This is a genomic window from Serratia sp. root2 (assembly GCF_031931805.1).
Classification (GTDB): Bacteria; Pseudomonadota; Gammaproteobacteria; order Enterobacterales; family Enterobacteriaceae; genus Serratia; species Serratia inhibens.
Genome location: NZ_JAUJXB010000001.1, coordinates 1,107,766 through 1,122,546 on the forward strand (window position 1 = coordinate 1,107,766; position 14,781 = coordinate 1,122,546).

Sequence of the window (14,781 nt, forward strand, 5' to 3'; positions counted from 1 at the left end):
AGAACGTACGGTTCTTAACCGGCGCAGAGTTTTGATCTTTCATTGGGGGTGACCATGTTTAAAACGACGATTTCCCGTTTGGCTCTGCTGACGGCGCTGGCGCTACCGGTCTCTCTGCTGGCGGCGGAACCGCTGCGGGTGGCGGCCGATCCGGTGCCCCATGCGGAAATCCTGGCCTATGTGCAGAAAATTGACCCGCAGCTGAAACTGAAGGTGATTGAGATCAGTAACGGCGTGAATTCCAATGAACTGTTGGCGCACGGGGACGTGGATGCCAACTACTTCCAGCACCTGCCTTATCTGCATTCGCAAGAGCAGGCGCTGGGCACAAAATTTGCCGTGGCGGCGACGGTGCATATCGAACCCTTGGGGATCTACTCAAGCAAGTATAAAAAGCTGAGCGAGATCCCGGACAACGCCAAAGTGGCGGTACCCAACAACGTCACTAACCTGAGCCGGGCGCTTTATCTGCTGCAGGCGCAAGAGCTGATTAGCCTGAAAGCCGGTTTTAACGATCCGGCCAAGGATCAGGCAACGCCAAAAGACATTGCCAACAACCCCAAACACCTCAAGATACTGGAGATTGAATCGCCACAGATCCCGCGTGCATTGGATGACGTCGATTTGGCGGTGATTAACGGCAACTATGCGCTGGAGGCCGGGCTTACGCCAGCCAAGGATGCGCTGGGGCTGGAAAGCCCGAAAAATAATCCGTATGCCAATATTTTGGTCACTACGCCGCAACTGGAGAACGACCCGCGCATCAGACAGTTGGCCAAAGATTTGCAGTCGCCGGAAGTGGCCAAATTCATTCAGCAAAAATATCAGGGCTCGGTGATCCCCGTGACACCTGCGGACGCCGGCTGATGATTGTCGTAGAAGGGCTGGGTAAAACCTACGGCGTCGGTGAGCCACCGGCGCTGGAGCAGGTGTCGCTGACCATTAACGACGGTGCGGTGTTCGGCATTATCGGCCGCAGCGGCGCAGGCAAGAGCACCCTGATCCGCTGCCTTAATTTGCTGGAGCGGCCCAGCACGGGCCGCATTTTGATGGACGGGCGCGATCTGACCCAACTGAGCGAAGCGGAACTGCGGCGCCAGCGCCAACGTGTCGGCATGATATTTCAGGGGTTCAATCTGCTGCATGCCCGCAACGTGCGAGATAACATCACGGTGCCGCTGGAGATCGCCGGCGTACCGCGTGCGGAACGCATTCGCCGCGCCGGGGAATTGCTCGATCTGGTCGGGCTGAACGACAAGGCACGCGCTTTTCCTTCACAGCTTTCAGGCGGGCAGAAACAGCGTGTCGGTATAGCCCGGGCGCTGGCAGCCCGGCCGGACTATTTGCTTTCCGATGAGGCGACCAGCGCGCTGGATCCGGAAACCACCGCCTCTATTCTTGCCTTGTTAAAAGACATCAACCGTCAGTTGGGGTTAACCATCGTGCTGATCACCCACGAACTGGACGTGGTCAAGGCCATTTGTGACCATGCGGCGCTACTGGCCGCCGGTCGGGTGGTTGAATGGGGGCCGATTGGCGAATTGCTGGCGAACCCGGCATCGCCGCTGGGGCAGGCGCTGTTGCCGGGCTGCCTGACGCCGGTGGCGCCGGAAACCCAGGTGGCGGAGCTGACATTTTTCGACAGCGTACGCGCCTCACCGGTGCTCAGCGAACTGGCGCAGCGCCATGCGGTGGACGTTACGCTGCTGGGTGGGGGCGTTGAACTGATTGCCGGCCAGAGCGTCGGCCGTTTCCGGGTGGGCTTGCGATCGCCGCAGGGCGGCTTGCCGCTGGCGGAGGTGGTGGCGTTCCTCAATCAACGGGGCGTGAGGGCCGAACTGCTATGAGAAATCAATTGCCCTGGGACGATCTTCTGACGCTGGTGCTGAGCGCCACCGGCGAAACCTTGTATATGGTGGCGCTGGCATCGCTGTTTACCTTATTGATCGGTCTGCCGCTGGGCGTGGTGCTGTTTATCACCCGCAAGCAGGGCATCTTGCCCGCACCGCGCATCAACGGGGCGTTGGGCGCTATCGTCAATCTGGGGCGCTCGCTGCCGTTTGTTGTGCTGTTGATTGCCTTGATCCCGTTAACCCGGCTGATCATCGGCACCACGTTAGGCAGTTCCGCGGCGGTAGTGCCGATCACCATTGGCGCTTTTCCGTTCTTTGCGCGCATCGTCGAGTCGGCGTTGGATGAGGTGGAAAAAGGGCGGATCGAGGCGATTTTGTCGATGGGCGGCAATGTGCGCCATGTCATTTTTAAAGTGCTGCTGCCGGAGGCCTTGCCGACGCTGTTGGCCGGGTTGACGCTGACGGTGGTGATGCTGATTGGTTTTTCTTCCATGGCCGGCGTGATTGGCGGTGGCGGGTTAGGCGATCTGGCGATCCGTTATGGCTATCAACGCTTCAACAATCAGGTGATGATCGCGACGGTGATTATTCTGGTGATCCTGGTGCAGGGCGTGCAAACCCTGGGCGATCGCCTGGTGCGCTCGCTGGCGCATCGGCGTTAGGGGTCGCTGGCCATCGCTGTGATGTACCGAAAAATGCTTTGAAATTACGGGGAAATCCGCCACAACAAGGTGCCGTTGATAACGGCACCAAAGGTCTAAACATCATGGACACTGGCTCAGGCTACGTGGCTCCGCTTCAGTAATCCACACGTTATTCATGCCAACGCTTTCTCCCTTGTTCCTGGTTTGCGATATGCATGCAGGAAGACGGGTGTATTGCCCCATTTGGCGCTACAGTTGAAATATATTGGCGAACCTTCAATTAACAGGTGATCGGACCTGTGAAAGTAGCAATAATGCCACTCTGACCGCTCATTTTTCACGCGCGTCGTCAGGTATGATGAATCGGTTGTCACCCCTCATCATGCTGGCAGGATGTTATCCGTATTCTTCGAACGCTCTGGAAGCAAGATGCACACCACCCAGTCACCTGACACCACAAAATTACAGCCTGCGCTCACCGTCTTTGTACTGGTGTTCGCTGCCTGTATCTTCGGTATCGAGAGCCGGCCCATTGGCTTTCTGGCGGCATTTTGGCCGAGCAATGCGGTGTTGCTGGCGGTGTTCGTTCGTTATCCGGGGCTTGTCAGCCGTTTGGGCTGGGTGATGGCGATGTTGGGGTATTTGACGGCAGATCTGATCACCGGCAGCGCGCTCGATAAAACCCTGTTGCTGAACGGCGCCAATATTGCCGGCGTCGCGGTGGGGTATCAGTTTTTTAAGCGTTTGCCGCCGCAGGTCAGAACGCTGGAATGCACCTCAGCCAGCGTTTATCTGTTTGCCATTTGTCTGGTCAGCGCTGCCGTCACCGGGGTAATCGGTGCCTTGGCCTCGGTGCTGTTGTTTGATCGCGAGTATTTCCCCGCCCTGGCGCTGTGGATGTCCTCGGAGTTTACCAATTACATTACGCTGATGCCGTTTATCCTGGCTTTTCCTGCGGATTGGCGAGCTTACCTTCGCGGTATAGCTCGGGGCATTACCCGGCGGCACGGGTGGTATCACACCGGCAGAAAACTGGCGGTTCTGATCCTTCTGGTGCTGGCTTGCGTTGGCAGTATCCTGATTGGCGGGCCTGGCGCCGTGATTTTCCCGATGCCAATCCTGCTGTGGCTGGCGATGTCGTTTTCACTGTTCACCACTCTGGTGGTGGTGCTGCTCTACGTTTTATGGTGCCATCTGGCCATTGATTTGGGTTTGATCGCCATTAACGTCGATATGAAGGCGCTGCAGAACACCGTGTCGATGCGGCTCGGGGTAGCGCTGTTGGCGCTGGGGCCGATTGCGATCGCCAGCATGAATTTCGCCCGCAATGCGCTGCTGCGCCAGCTGGAGCACGTGGCGAACCATGACGCTCTGACCCACGTGCTGACGCGTAATGCCTTTATGCAGCGCGGCTCGCGGTTGCTCACTCAAAAAGGCGAGCAGGTCTGCGTTATGATGCTGGACATCGACTACTTCAAATCCATCAACGATCGTTTTGGGCACTCCGGCGGTGACGCCGCACTGATTTCCTTTACCCGCGCCATCACCGGTGACCTGCGCGATTCCGATCTGTTTGGCCGCATGGGCGGGGAGGAGTTCGCGATCGTTGCGCTTATCGAGCGGCAGCAAGATGCGGTGTATCTGGCCGAACGTCTGCGCCGGCGGGTGGAAATCGAATCGATCGCCATGCCCGCCGGCAATCATCTGCAAATCACCGTCAGCATAGGCATGGTTACCTGCATCGGCGGTACAGAACAAAATCTTGATAATCTGTTGAAAATCGCCGACATGGCGGTCTACAAAGCCAAAAATAGCGGCCGCAACCGCGTCGCCACGCCCGAAATATCCCCACTGATTTACAGCGACCGCTGAAACCTGCCGCCTGTCGTTCATGGTTGACCCCGGCCAGGGGGTCTAAAATGAAAGGGAGCGCGAGCAATGTCGCTTGCGCCATACCTGATGTCCGAACGGACAAGAGGAATCATCTCATGAACTATGTTGATGGCTTTGTCGTGGCGGTGCCTGCCGCCAATAAGGAGGCGTACATTAAGCTGGCTGCCACGGCAGCACCGTTATTTAAAGAGTTCGGCGCGACGCGGGTTGTCGAATGTTGGGGCAATGACGTGCCCGAAGGTAAACTCACCGATTTTCGCGGTGCGGTGAAAGCCGAGGCCGATGAAGTGGTGGTTTTCAGCTGGATCGAATATCCCTCAAAAGCGGTGCGCGACGCCGCCAACGAGAAAATGATGAACGATCCGCGCATGAAGGCGCTGGGCGAGCAGATGCCGTTTGACGGCAAACGCATGATTTTCGGCGGTTTCGAACCTATCCTTGACGAGTAGCGGAGAGGGTATGATGAAAATCACACAACACCTGTGGTTTGAAAGAGACATGGAAGCCGCGCTGCGCTGTTACATCGCACTGATCCCCGGTTCTTCCCTGACCTGGAGTTCCAGCTTGCCCGCCGAGACCCCGAGCGGCCCTGCAGGCAGCGTAAAGCTGGCGGCCTTTACCCTCGGCGATCAACGCTATGCGGCTATTGAAGCCGGCCCGCTCAATGCTTTCAATCACAGTTTTTCGATTATGGTTGAATGCGCGGATCAGGCGGAAGTGGATCGGCTATGGGATGCGTTAAGCGAAGGCGGCACCATAGAACAGTGCGGCTGGTTGCGCGATCGCTGGGGGTTGAGCTGGCAAATTGTCCCCCAGCGGCTGGGCGAGTTGATGAGCGACCCCGACAGCGCGAAGGTGAAACGGGTGACTGAAGCGATGCTGCAGATGGTAAAACTGGATATCGCCGGGCTGGAAGCGGCGGCTCGCGGCTAACTTTTATTCCCGCAACAAGGACGGACCTGATGCACAAAGAGCGGCACAGCATTGAGAATATAGGTTGGCTCCGGGCGGCGGTGCTTGGCGCAAACGACGGGATTGTCTCGACGGCCAGCCTGTTGCTCGGCGTGGCGGCGGCCAATGCGGCACACGGCGGCATCTTGCTCGCCGGCATTGCCGGGCTGGTTGCCGGCGCGATGTCGATGGCTACCGGCGAATACGTTTCGGTGTCATCGCAAGCGGATACGGAAAAGGCCGCACTGGCGGAGGAGCGGTTGGAGTTGCTCAGCGATTACCCGGGCGAGTACCGTGAACTGACCTCTATCTATGTGCATCGCGGGTTGGATTTGGCGCTGGCCAAGCAGGTGGCCGAAAAACTGATGACGCATGATGCGCTGGGAGCCCATGCCCGCGATGAATTGGGGATTTCGGCCATCACCACGGCTCGACCATTGCAGGCGGCACTGGCTTCGGCGCTGAGCTTTTCCGTCGGAGCGCTGCTGCCGTTACTGGTCGCGGTGCTGGCGCCGGTCACATGGACCATTCCGGCCATCGTGGTCTCCGCCCTGGTGTCTTTGGGCGTTCTCGGCGGGATTGCCGCCAGGGCAGGCGGCGCACCGATCCGCCCGGGCATAGTGCGTATCCTGTTCTGGAGCGCGCTGGCGATGGCGGTTTCCTCCGGCGTCGGCCTGCTGTTTGGGTCCGCGCTGGGATAATGGTTACGCTAGCCGCGCAACAAATCAGTTTTTGCATTAATGCCGCTCACGCAAGGCTGAGTTTTTATCATTTGTCAGCGCCGGCGAATCGCTGCACCCTAGGGAAATCGTTACCTGGCGCAGAGAATAACAATGGATAAATCACAGATTCAGCAGTGGATTACGCAATTCCCTTTGGTGCAGGACCTGATCGACCTCAAACCGATAACCTGGTTCAACCCGCGAGCAACGACCTTGCAGGCGGGGTTGCCGTACGTAGGATTGGGCGCCGACGACGTCGCCGACGCGGAGCAGCGGCTGGCGCGTTTTGCCCCCTATCTGAGTGCAGCTTTTCCGGAAACCCGGGCTGCCAACGGCGTGATTGAGTCCGAGGTTGTCGCCATCCCGGCGATGCAAACTGCGCTCGACCAGCGCTATGGGCAGAGACTCGGTGGGCATTTGCTGCTGAAAAAAGACAGCCATCTGCCGATCTCCGGCTCAATCAAAGCGCGCGGGGGCATCTATGAGGTGCTGGCGCATGCGGAAAAACTGGCGCTGGCGGCGGGGTTGTTACAGCTTACGGACGACTACGGCAAGCTGTTCTCGGAGGAGTTTCGCCAGTTTTTCAGCCGTTACCGCATTGCCGTGGGTTCAACCGGCAATCTGGGGATGTCGATCGGCATCATCAGCGCCAGGCTGGGATTCAGCGTTAGCGTGCACATGTCGGCGGACGCGCGCGAATGGAAAAAGCAGAAGCTGCGTGACAATGGCGTCAACGTGGTTGAGTACGAACAGGATTACGGCGTCGCCGTTGAACAGGGCCGACTACAGGCGGCGGGCGATCCGAGCTGCTTTTTTATCGATGACGAAAACTCGCAAACGCTGTTTCTCGGTTATGCGGTGGCCGGTGGCCGCCTAAAACGGCAGTTCGCCGAGCGCGGTATTCAGGTTGACGCGCAGCACCCGCTGTTTGTCTATCTGCCATGCGGCGTCGGCGGTGGGCCGGGCGGGGTGGCCTTTGGGTTGAAGCTGGCCTTTGGCGACCACGTTCACTGCATCTTTGCCGAACCGACGCACTCACCCTGCATGCTGCTTGGGGTGTATACCGGGTTGCATGATCGGATCGCGGTTCAGGATCTTGGCATCGATAACCAAACCGCAGCGGACGGGCTGGCGGTTGGTCGCGCCTCCGGTTTTGTTGGTCGCGCCATGGAGCGCCTGCTCAGCGCTTTTTATACTTTAAGCGATCGCGAGATGTTCGCGCTGCTTGGGCTGTTGGATAGCCAGGAACATATTCAGCTGGAACCTTCGGCGCTGGCGGGCATGGCGGGGCCGTGGCGCGTGGCGGCTAACCCTGAGTGGCTGGCCGGACACGGGCTGGATGAACAGCAGATGAAGCAAGCCACTCACCTGGTATGGGCTACCGGTGGCGGCATGGTGCCCGAGGCGGAAATGGCGAAATACCTGGCCAACGCGCGCGAGGCCGGTTAGTGCGTCAGCAGGGAAAGCTCTTGCGCGCCTTCGAGCAGGATCGGCAAGATGCGCTCGGTCAATTCACTCACCGGGACATGGCCGGCCTGTACGCCGACGTTTAACGCGGCGGTGACGCTGCCGTTGGCCGAGGTGATCGGCACGGCGATGGAACGCAGGCCTATTTCCAGCTCTTGATCGTTAATCGCATAACCCTGCGCGCGGACCTTATCCAGCTCTTCGCGCAGTTTGTCGATGGAGCCGATGGTGTATTGCGTATAGCGCATCAGGGTGATGCGTTGCAGGTAATCATCCCGCTTATCCGCCGGCAAATGGCTCAGCAGCACGCGCCCCATTGAGGTGGCGAACGCCGGCAGCCGGCTGCCTATGTTCAGATCGATAGTCATGATACGTTCGGCGGAGGCGCGGGCGATATACAAAATGTTGTCGCCGTCCAGCGTGGCGATGGAACAGGATTCATTCAGCAATTGGCTGATGTGTTTCAACACCGGCTGGGTGGCCTTGGCCAAGGGTGTTGAGCCGAGATAGGCGTGGGCCAGCGTCAGAATACGCGGGCGCAGCTCGAAGTTTTTGCCGTCCTGCGCGTAAACAAACCCCAACTTGTTCAGGGTATACAGACAACGACGCACCGCAGCGCGCGGAATACCGGTTTTCTGGCTGATTTGCGAAATCGACATCAAGCGGCGTTGTGGGGTAAAGGCCTGGATCACCTCCAGCCCCCGCGCCAGCGAGGCCATAAAGTTGGGATCGCCCTTGAAAGGATCGCCGCTGGCGGCGGACAGCGTAATGTCGTGGGTGGCGATGTCTTCGCCGGCAGAGGTCTTGGCCATTCAGGCTCCCGGTTTAAATACTTACAGCGCCAGATAGCGCAGGGTCGCCACGACGGCCAGCCGCCGGTTATGAATAACCTGATCTTCCGGCGGTTCATGACTTTCGAATAGCGTATTAAAGGTGTACTGGTTGGCAACATAGTGGAAACACAGACTGCTGATCAAGCGGTGTACGTCGGCGGCGCTGGCATCTGCAGTAAACTCCCGGCTTTGCTTGCCGCGCTGCAAGATATCTTCCAGCAAACTCAAGGCGCTCTGATTCAGTGCTTTAATGCGCGGTGACTGGCGGATGTACTGGCCACGCAGCATGTTTTCCATGCAAATCACACGGATGAAGTCAGGGTGTTCCGCATGGTAATTGAAGCTTTCTTCAACCAGCCGGGTCATCGCCTCTACCGGCGGCAACGCTTGCAGATCCAACGAGGATTCGTGCGCGCGGATATGCTGATACACGTGCTCGAGCACCTCCAAATAGAGCGACTCCTTGTTCTTGAAATGATAAACCACCATGCGTTTAGTGGTGGACGCGTGCTCGGCGATGTTTTCCATGCGGGCGCCTTTCAGGCCCGCCTCGGCAAACTCACTCAGCGCCCCGGCGAAGATCCGCTGTTTCAGGCCGACCGGGTCGTTTTTGCGTTTGGTGGCGGGGATATCATCATTGTTCAACACATCAGTCACTTATCGTTTGGGTACACCGGTTAAGAGTAACCGGGGTGACCGGGTAATACAATCCGCTGCGGCGGCGCTTTTGTGAGCGCCATCATGTTGCTCAAACAGGCGATGACGGGGCACAGGATGACACCGCTGCGTTGAGCGACGATTGCCCAATAAACGTGTGGGTAGGTTGTTTAAAGAAAGAACCTGAGCCTAAAAGGGAATCATATTAATAAGAGACTTTTTCCTGCTTCTCATCATGGAGTAGGGAATATATCCATCTGAACAGAGGTTGTGTTTGATATAAAAACGTAATCTGTGGGTTTAAAAACGGGTTATATATACGAATGGAGAACCTTACGGAAAGTGTTTTTTAACCCCCAACCTTTCCGATTGAGACTTTCCTCCGGTTAATTGTTGCAACCTTCGTTTGCACTTTTTGTTCGGATGGACTGTAGTTTATGCTTCTCCTGTTATTTTTTACGGGCTCGTGATGCGATGATACCTACGGACATGCGATAAGCTTTTTTCTTTCCATCGTCGCAAGGCTTAATTTGGCCTGTCGACTTTCAAGAGGTTGAAATGCGGAGGTGAGACCAAGAGTCAGTAATGCTGATAAGGCGCTCATTTATGTCGGATCACGGGTATTTCGGATGAATGGAGAGGAATATCTACCACGCAGGTGACAAGGGGAGGAGGGAAATATATGAAAAAAGCGGTGACGGAAAGTGAGTTCGGATAATCAATCCGACGGTGAATTTCAAATTGAGCAAAAAACGCGCTGCGGACGGGTGGAAAGCCGACAGACATTGCGCAAAGTAAGATTTAGCTGTTGATTTATAGCTTTATGTTAATAACTAACTGATATCATTGATATTTATTCAGGCTTCTCTTTTCTTTTAGAGGCATTGTAACCTGGGGGGTTATCTGCAGTCATGGCTAAACCAAAGTGAAATTTTATGAACATTGACGATTTCACTTTTATTTTCACATTAACAAAGCGTGTTGAGTTTGATTTTATGTTTTTTTACATGCCAGGCTGCAGCTTTGACGCTACTCTGATCCGGCAGTGTCTAATTAAGGATGATGTTTTGCAGGATATGCAGATAGCATAGGGACATGTTATGGATTCTTCTTTGGATCTATTGGATTTTATTGTCTCGAATTTACCTCCTGAAACATTCTCTTTTTATAGCATTGTGAAGTGTTTTTATTTTATCTGAAAAGTCGCTTGTCAAAATATGATGCGCGAGAGTTTTAAGTAAAATAAAATTGCGGGCTACTTCGGTTATTTTAATGTTTTTATCCTGTGGTCGTTAATGGTAAGCGTCAGGAAGCAGTAACAAAACGCAAAGGGCAAAAGAACGCTCCTCAACTCTGAGGGTGCCAACAATCCCAATGCCACTATCTAGTTTAGTTGCGTTACTTTACCGGACCACAGAATATATTTTTTGGAAATATATTTATTCACTCAGGAGCACACTCAATGAACCAGCGTTTGGACTTTATCGGTATTGGTATTGGTCCGTCCAACCTCAGCCTTGCTGCGCTTGGAAGCGAAATCGAGGGTTTCAATTGCAAATTCCTCGAACGCAAACCGCACTTTTCCTGGCACCCCGGCATGATCCTGGCGGATAGCAGCATGCAGACCCATTTCTTGAAGGATCTGGTCACGGCCGTCTCGCCAACCAACCCTTATAGTTTTCTCAACTATCTGGTGAAGAGTAAAAAGTTCTACCGCTTCCTGACGACTGAGCAGCGTACCGCATCACGCGAAGAGTTTGCCGATTATCTCAACTGGGCGGCAACGGGTTTGGATTCGCTGATGTTCAACCAAGAGGTTCGCCGTGTGGACTTTGACGACAATCAGCGGCAGTTTGTCGTCACCACTCAGAATGATGTGCTTTACGCCAAACATCTGTGTGTGGGCATAGGCAAGCAAATCAAACTGCCGGACTGTGTAACCGAACAAAACGATCAATGTTTTCACGCCAGCGAAATGATGTTGCGCCAGCCAAACCTTGCCGGAAAACGCGTGGCCATCGTGGGGGGAGGCCAAAGCGGTGCCGACCTGTTCTTGAATATTTTCCAGGGGGAATGGGGCCGGCCAGAACAGCTTAGCTGGATATCTCGGCGCAACAACTACAACGCGCTTGATGAAGCCGCCTTTGCCAACGAGTATTTTACGCCGGATTATGTCGACAACTTCTACACACTCGGTCGCGCGGCCAAAGAACATATGTTGCTGGAACAAAGGATGACTTCTGATGGGATCACCAGCGAGTCTCTGTTGGCGATTTATCGTGCCATGTATCACCACTTCGATGTCCTCCGAGAGAAGCGATGGGTGCGTTTGCTACCCAGCCGTTCAGTTACGGCCCTTAATGCCAAAGCTCATGCTTATCAATTAGAGACGCTGCATCACCTTGATCAAGGGCGAGAAAGCATTGATGCAGACGTGGTTATTTTTGCCACCGGCTATGAACAGGTCCGCCCGGCCTTTCTTGATTCCCTGGCCGATCGTTTGTTGACCACCGCCGATGGGCAATACCGTATTGCTTCTGATTTTTCCCTTGAGCGGGAGGGGGAACATGAGAATTGCCTGTTTGCGGTCAACGCCAGCATGCACCACCACGGTATCGCCGATCCTCAGCTTAGCCTGATAGCCTGGCGATCGGCTCGCATTCTCAATCGAGCTTTGGGTCAGAACCAATTTGATCTGAGCACCACCCCGGCGATGATTCAATGGCGCAGTGAGCAAGAACAGCCAATCGCTTCAAATTCCTTTGGGACCTCTCGGTCACCTTTTTAATATTTTTATCAAATGACGAGACAGCTTGCATGAGAAAACACATTAATAAATTCATCATGAATCAATTGGCTACCTTTGCGCCGACGTTCAAGACGAAATTTATATACGAAAAGGCATTCGGGAAAAAATTGAATTTAAACCCGCCATCGACATGGAACGAGAAGATAAATTATCTCAAACTCAACGATTACAGCAACAATGCGCTGGTCACGCAATGTGCGGATAAATACGCAGTAAGAGAGTATCTAAAAGCGAAAGGATGTGAAGAAATTCTCAATGAACTCTACTTCGCCTGCGATTCGGTTCATGAGATCCCATGGGATTCTTTACCTGATAAGTTTGTGATTAAGGGAAACCATGGTTCGGGTTACAACCTGATTTGTCAGGATAAAAGTTCGCTGGATATCGTAAAAACGTCGAAAACCATCGAAAACTGGATGCGTGAGGACTATTGGAAGGTTTATGCGGAATTAAACTACAAGAAAATAAATAAAAAAATAATAGGTGAGAAATTCATAGAGTCATCTAATGGCGTTGGCCCTGATGACTATAAAATATACTGCTTTCATGGCGTTCCTTACTGCACATTACTCTGCGTCGGTAGGGAAACCGGCATGCCAAAATATTACTTCTTCGATAAAGACTTCAAGTTTCTTTGTTATAGCCAAGACTGCCTGGCTCTCAGCCAGGCAGAGATCGATGCTTTTGTTAAACCCGAAGGTTATGACGATCTCTTTGAGTACGCCAGAAAATTGTCCGAGCCCTTTGAATTTGTCCGCGTCGATTTCTATATCTCCAATGGCAAAGTCATCTTTGGCGAATTGACCTTCACACCCTCGGCAGGGATTGATACGGACATACTTGAACCCACGGATATCTTGCTCGGGAAGATGCTTAAGCTGAAATAGCGCCTGACACCCTCCACAGGCGGCGGCACTTTTGTGATCCGGGTTAAAGAGTTGTTAAGGTTTGCGGTCGGCACATTGACACAATGAACCTTATGGTTCATTTATAACTGCATATGCCGCCGCCCGTTTCCCCTTTAACGGTGGCGAGCCGATTTGTAACCACTGTCGCAAAGGGGAAAAGTCATGTTTCGTTCAATAGCCACCGTATCCATCGCAGGAACCCTGCCGGAAAAGCTGGAAGCGATTGCCGCCGCCGGTTTTGACGGCGTGGAGATTTTTGAAAACGACCTGCTGTATTATCCCGGCAAACCAGCGGATATCCGTCGTCTGGCGCAGGAGCTTGGGCTGGCGATTACGCTGTTCCAGCCGTTTCGCGACTTTGAGGGCGGCCCACGCGATCGGCTGGCGGCCAATCTCGAACGCGTGCGGCGCAAGTTCGCACTGATGCAAGAGCTTGGTTGCGACCGCATGCTGCTGTGCAGCAACGTAGCGCCTGACTGCTCCGCAGAGATTGAACTGCAGATTGATGATCTGGGGCGACTGGCCTACCTGGCTCAGCAACAGGGCATGGTGGTGGGGTATGAGGCGCTGGCCTGGGGGCGGCATGTAAACCGCTATCGTCAGGCCTGGGAACGGGTTCGCGCCGTTGACAGCCCGGCGTTGGGGTTGGTGCTCGACAGTTTTCATATTTTGGCGTTGGGCGATAACCTCGATCAACTGGACGATATCCCGACGGAGAAAATCAGCTTCCTTCAACTGGCCGATGCGCCATTGATGAACATGGAGGTGATCGAATGGAGCCGGCATTTTCGTTGCTTCCCCGGTCAGGGGGAATTACCGCTGGTCGAATTCACCCGCCGACTGGTTGAAAAAGGCTACGCCGGCCCCTGGTCGCTGGAGATTTTCAACGACGGTTTTCGCGCCACGCCGAGCGCACCCACGGCGCAGGACGGCCTGCGCTCGCTGTTGTACCTGGAAGAGCAGGTGGCCGCCACCCAGCCGCCCACGCCGGAGTTATTCAGCAGCGCGCCTTTGCCTGAAAGCCGGCAGATCGAGTTTATCGAATTTGCGGTAAACCGGCAGGAGGCGGAAAGCCTGGCCGACTGGCTGCGGCAGATGGGGTTCAGCCAGCGCGGTGAGCACCGTTCCAAGGCAGTGACGCTGTACCAAAACGGCGCGGTGCGCATCATCCTCAATCAGCAAAACGACTCATTTGCCGATGATTACCGTGAGCGGCATGGCGCTTCGCTGTGCGCCATGGCCTGGCGGGTGGCTAATCCGTCCGCTTTGCTACAGCGGGCGCATGATTTCGGTTATCCGGTTTATCAGGGGCAGGTTGGCCCGAATGAACACCGCATTCCGGCGCTGTGCGCACCCGACGGCAGCCTGATTTATTTGGTCGAGACCCCGGTCAACGGCGGCGAAGCGGCGATTTATCAGGATGACTTCCATCTGCGGGACAAGCCGACACGGACGGCTTCCGAACTCGAGGGTATCGATCATCTGGCGGTGGCGATGCCTGAAAGCGCATTAAAAAACTGGGTGATGTTCTTGCGCTGCGTGCCGGGTTTCGAACCGGACGGCGAGCAACTGCTGCCGGATCCTTACGGGCTGGTACATAGCCGGGTGATGCACAGCCGTTGTAACGGCATCCGCCTGCCGCTGAACGTCTCGCAGAGCAGTGCGACGCTCAGCGCCAGAACGGTGGAGACCTACCACGGCGCCGGGCTACAGCACGTTGCGTTTTCGACCGGGGATATTTTTCAGGCGGTTGAACAGGCCAAGGCCAACGGCATGCAATTGTTGACCATCGCCGATAACTACTACGAAGATCTGGCTGCACGTTTTGATCTCGACGACGCCTTTATCGCCCGGCTGGCACAGTACCATATTCTCTACGATCGCGACGCGCAGGGCGGCGAACTGTTGCACGTTTACAGCCAGCCGTTTGCCGAAGGGCGGTTCTTCTTTGAATTACTGCAAAGGCTTGGCGGGTACGCCCAGTATGGCGCGGTAAATGGTGCGGCACGTTTGGCGGCGATGCGGCAATTGCGGTGATAGCGAG

13 protein-coding genes are annotated in these 14,781 nt (G+C 55.1%); 11 read left to right on the forward strand and 2 right to left on the reverse strand.

Annotated features, from left to right (window positions below):
- Nucleotides 1–54: 54 nt before the first annotated feature.
- The 8 genes from QZQ97_RS05195 (at nucleotide 55) to QZQ97_RS05230 (ending at nucleotide 7,512) form a co-directional block, all read left to right on the forward strand.
- Nucleotides 55–867 (forward strand): MetQ/NlpA family ABC transporter substrate-binding protein, encoded by an 813-nt coding sequence (locus QZQ97_RS05195; protein WP_311992544.1) that lies wholly within the window; start codon nucleotides 55–57, stop codon nucleotides 865–867.
- Complete coding sequence (locus QZQ97_RS05200) at nucleotides 867–1,847, forward strand: methionine ABC transporter ATP-binding protein (protein ID WP_311992545.1); 981 nt, start codon at nucleotides 867–869, stop codon at nucleotides 1,845–1,847. Before QZQ97_RS05195 ends, QZQ97_RS05200 begins: the two co-directional genes overlap by 1 nt.
- Nucleotides 1,844–2,515, forward strand: coding sequence for a methionine ABC transporter permease (locus tag QZQ97_RS05205; RefSeq protein WP_311992546.1), 672 nt, complete (start codon nucleotides 1,844–1,846; stop codon nucleotides 2,513–2,515). The genes QZQ97_RS05200 and QZQ97_RS05205 overlap by 4 nt, the downstream gene beginning before the upstream one ends.
- A 411-nt stretch (nucleotides 2,516–2,926) precedes the next feature.
- Nucleotides 2,927–4,369 (forward strand): GGDEF domain-containing protein, encoded by a 1,443-nt coding sequence (locus QZQ97_RS05210; RefSeq protein ID WP_311992547.1) that lies wholly within the window; start codon nucleotides 2,927–2,929, stop codon nucleotides 4,367–4,369.
- Between the two features lie 116 nt (nucleotides 4,370–4,485).
- Nucleotides 4,486–4,839 carry a DUF1428 domain-containing protein gene (locus QZQ97_RS05215; RefSeq protein ID WP_311992548.1) on the forward strand — a complete coding sequence of 118 codons (354 nt, stop codon included), beginning with the start codon at nucleotides 4,486–4,488 and terminating at the stop codon, nucleotides 4,837–4,839.
- A gap of 13 nt (nucleotides 4,840–4,852) precedes the next feature.
- On the forward strand, nucleotides 4,853–5,323 hold the full coding sequence (locus QZQ97_RS05220) for a VOC family protein (protein ID WP_311993872.1): 471 nt from the start codon (nucleotides 4,853–4,855) through the stop codon (nucleotides 5,321–5,323).
- A gap of 29 nt (nucleotides 5,324–5,352) precedes the next feature.
- Nucleotides 5,353–6,042: a VIT1/CCC1 transporter family protein gene (locus tag QZQ97_RS05225; protein ID WP_311992549.1), complete on the forward strand. Its 690-nt coding sequence runs from the start codon at nucleotides 5,353–5,355 to the stop codon at nucleotides 6,040–6,042.
- 132 nt (nucleotides 6,043–6,174) lie between these two features.
- Nucleotides 6,175–7,512, forward strand: coding sequence for a D-serine ammonia-lyase (locus QZQ97_RS05230; RefSeq protein WP_311992550.1), 1,338 nt, complete (start codon nucleotides 6,175–6,177; stop codon nucleotides 7,510–7,512).
- On the opposite strand, the gene QZQ97_RS05235 is transcribed toward QZQ97_RS05230, so the two are convergent.
- Both QZQ97_RS05235 and QZQ97_RS05240 read right to left on the reverse strand, forming a co-directional pair.
- A complete protein-coding gene (locus tag QZQ97_RS05235; RefSeq protein ID WP_311992551.1) occupies nucleotides 7,509–8,342 on the reverse strand; it encodes an IclR family transcriptional regulator domain-containing protein in 834 nt (277 codons plus the stop codon). The genes QZQ97_RS05230 and QZQ97_RS05235 overlap by 4 nt on opposite strands.
- A gap of 21 nt (nucleotides 8,343–8,363) precedes the next feature.
- Complete coding sequence (locus QZQ97_RS05240; RefSeq protein WP_311992552.1) at nucleotides 8,364–9,011, reverse strand: TetR/AcrR family transcriptional regulator; 648 nt, start codon at nucleotides 9,009–9,011, stop codon at nucleotides 8,364–8,366.
- Nucleotides 9,012–10,482: 1,471 nt separating this feature from the next.
- On the opposite strand from QZQ97_RS05240, the gene QZQ97_RS05245 reads away from it, so the two are divergent.
- The 3 genes from QZQ97_RS05245 (at nucleotide 10,483) to QZQ97_RS05255 (ending at nucleotide 14,774) form a co-directional block, all read left to right on the forward strand.
- Nucleotides 10,483–11,808 carry a lysine N(6)-hydroxylase/L-ornithine N(5)-oxygenase family protein gene (locus QZQ97_RS05245; protein WP_311992553.1) on the forward strand — a complete coding sequence of 442 codons (1,326 nt, stop codon included), beginning with the start codon at nucleotides 10,483–10,485 and terminating at the stop codon, nucleotides 11,806–11,808.
- 29 nt (nucleotides 11,809–11,837) lie between these two features.
- The gene (locus tag QZQ97_RS05250; protein WP_311992554.1) at nucleotides 11,838–12,716 is read left to right on the forward strand and encodes an ATP-grasp fold amidoligase family protein; all 879 of its coding nucleotides are present in this window, start codon (nucleotides 11,838–11,840) and stop codon (nucleotides 12,714–12,716) included.
- 183 nt (nucleotides 12,717–12,899) lie between these two features.
- Complete coding sequence (locus QZQ97_RS05255) at nucleotides 12,900–14,774, forward strand: bifunctional sugar phosphate isomerase/epimerase/4-hydroxyphenylpyruvate dioxygenase family protein (RefSeq protein WP_311992555.1); 1,875 nt, start codon at nucleotides 12,900–12,902, stop codon at nucleotides 14,772–14,774.
- Nucleotides 14,775–14,781: the final 7 nt, after the last annotated feature.

Bases quoted from the DNA above. Each gene is read 5' to 3' on its own strand.
- QZQ97_RS05195 (WP_311992544.1), top strand. From the start codon at position 55: ATGTTTAAAACGACGATTTCCCGTTTGGCTCTGCTGACGGCGCTGGCG.
- QZQ97_RS05200 (WP_311992545.1), top strand. From the start codon at position 867: ATGATTGTCGTAGAAGGGCTGGGTAAAACCTACGGCGTCGGTGAGCCA.
- QZQ97_RS05205 (WP_311992546.1), top strand. From the start codon at position 1,844: ATGAGAAATCAATTGCCCTGGGACGATCTTCTGACGCTGGTGCTGAGC.
- QZQ97_RS05210 (WP_311992547.1), top strand. From the start codon at position 2,927: ATGCACACCACCCAGTCACCTGACACCACAAAATTACAGCCTGCGCTC.
- QZQ97_RS05215 (WP_311992548.1), top strand. From the start codon at position 4,486: ATGAACTATGTTGATGGCTTTGTCGTGGCGGTGCCTGCCGCCAATAAG.
- QZQ97_RS05220 (WP_311993872.1), top strand. From the start codon at position 4,853: ATGAAAATCACACAACACCTGTGGTTTGAAAGAGACATGGAAGCCGCG.
- QZQ97_RS05225 (WP_311992549.1), top strand. From the start codon at position 5,353: ATGCACAAAGAGCGGCACAGCATTGAGAATATAGGTTGGCTCCGGGCG.
- QZQ97_RS05230 (WP_311992550.1), top strand. From the start codon at position 6,175: ATGGATAAATCACAGATTCAGCAGTGGATTACGCAATTCCCTTTGGTG.
- QZQ97_RS05235 (WP_311992551.1), bottom strand. From the start codon at position 8,342: ATGGCCAAGACCTCTGCCGGCGAAGACATCGCCACCCACGACATTACG.
- QZQ97_RS05245 (WP_311992553.1), top strand. From the start codon at position 10,483: ATGAACCAGCGTTTGGACTTTATCGGTATTGGTATTGGTCCGTCCAAC.
- QZQ97_RS05250 (WP_311992554.1), top strand. From the start codon at position 11,838: ATGAGAAAACACATTAATAAATTCATCATGAATCAATTGGCTACCTTT.
- QZQ97_RS05255 (WP_311992555.1), top strand. From the start codon at position 12,900: ATGTTTCGTTCAATAGCCACCGTATCCATCGCAGGAACCCTGCCGGAA.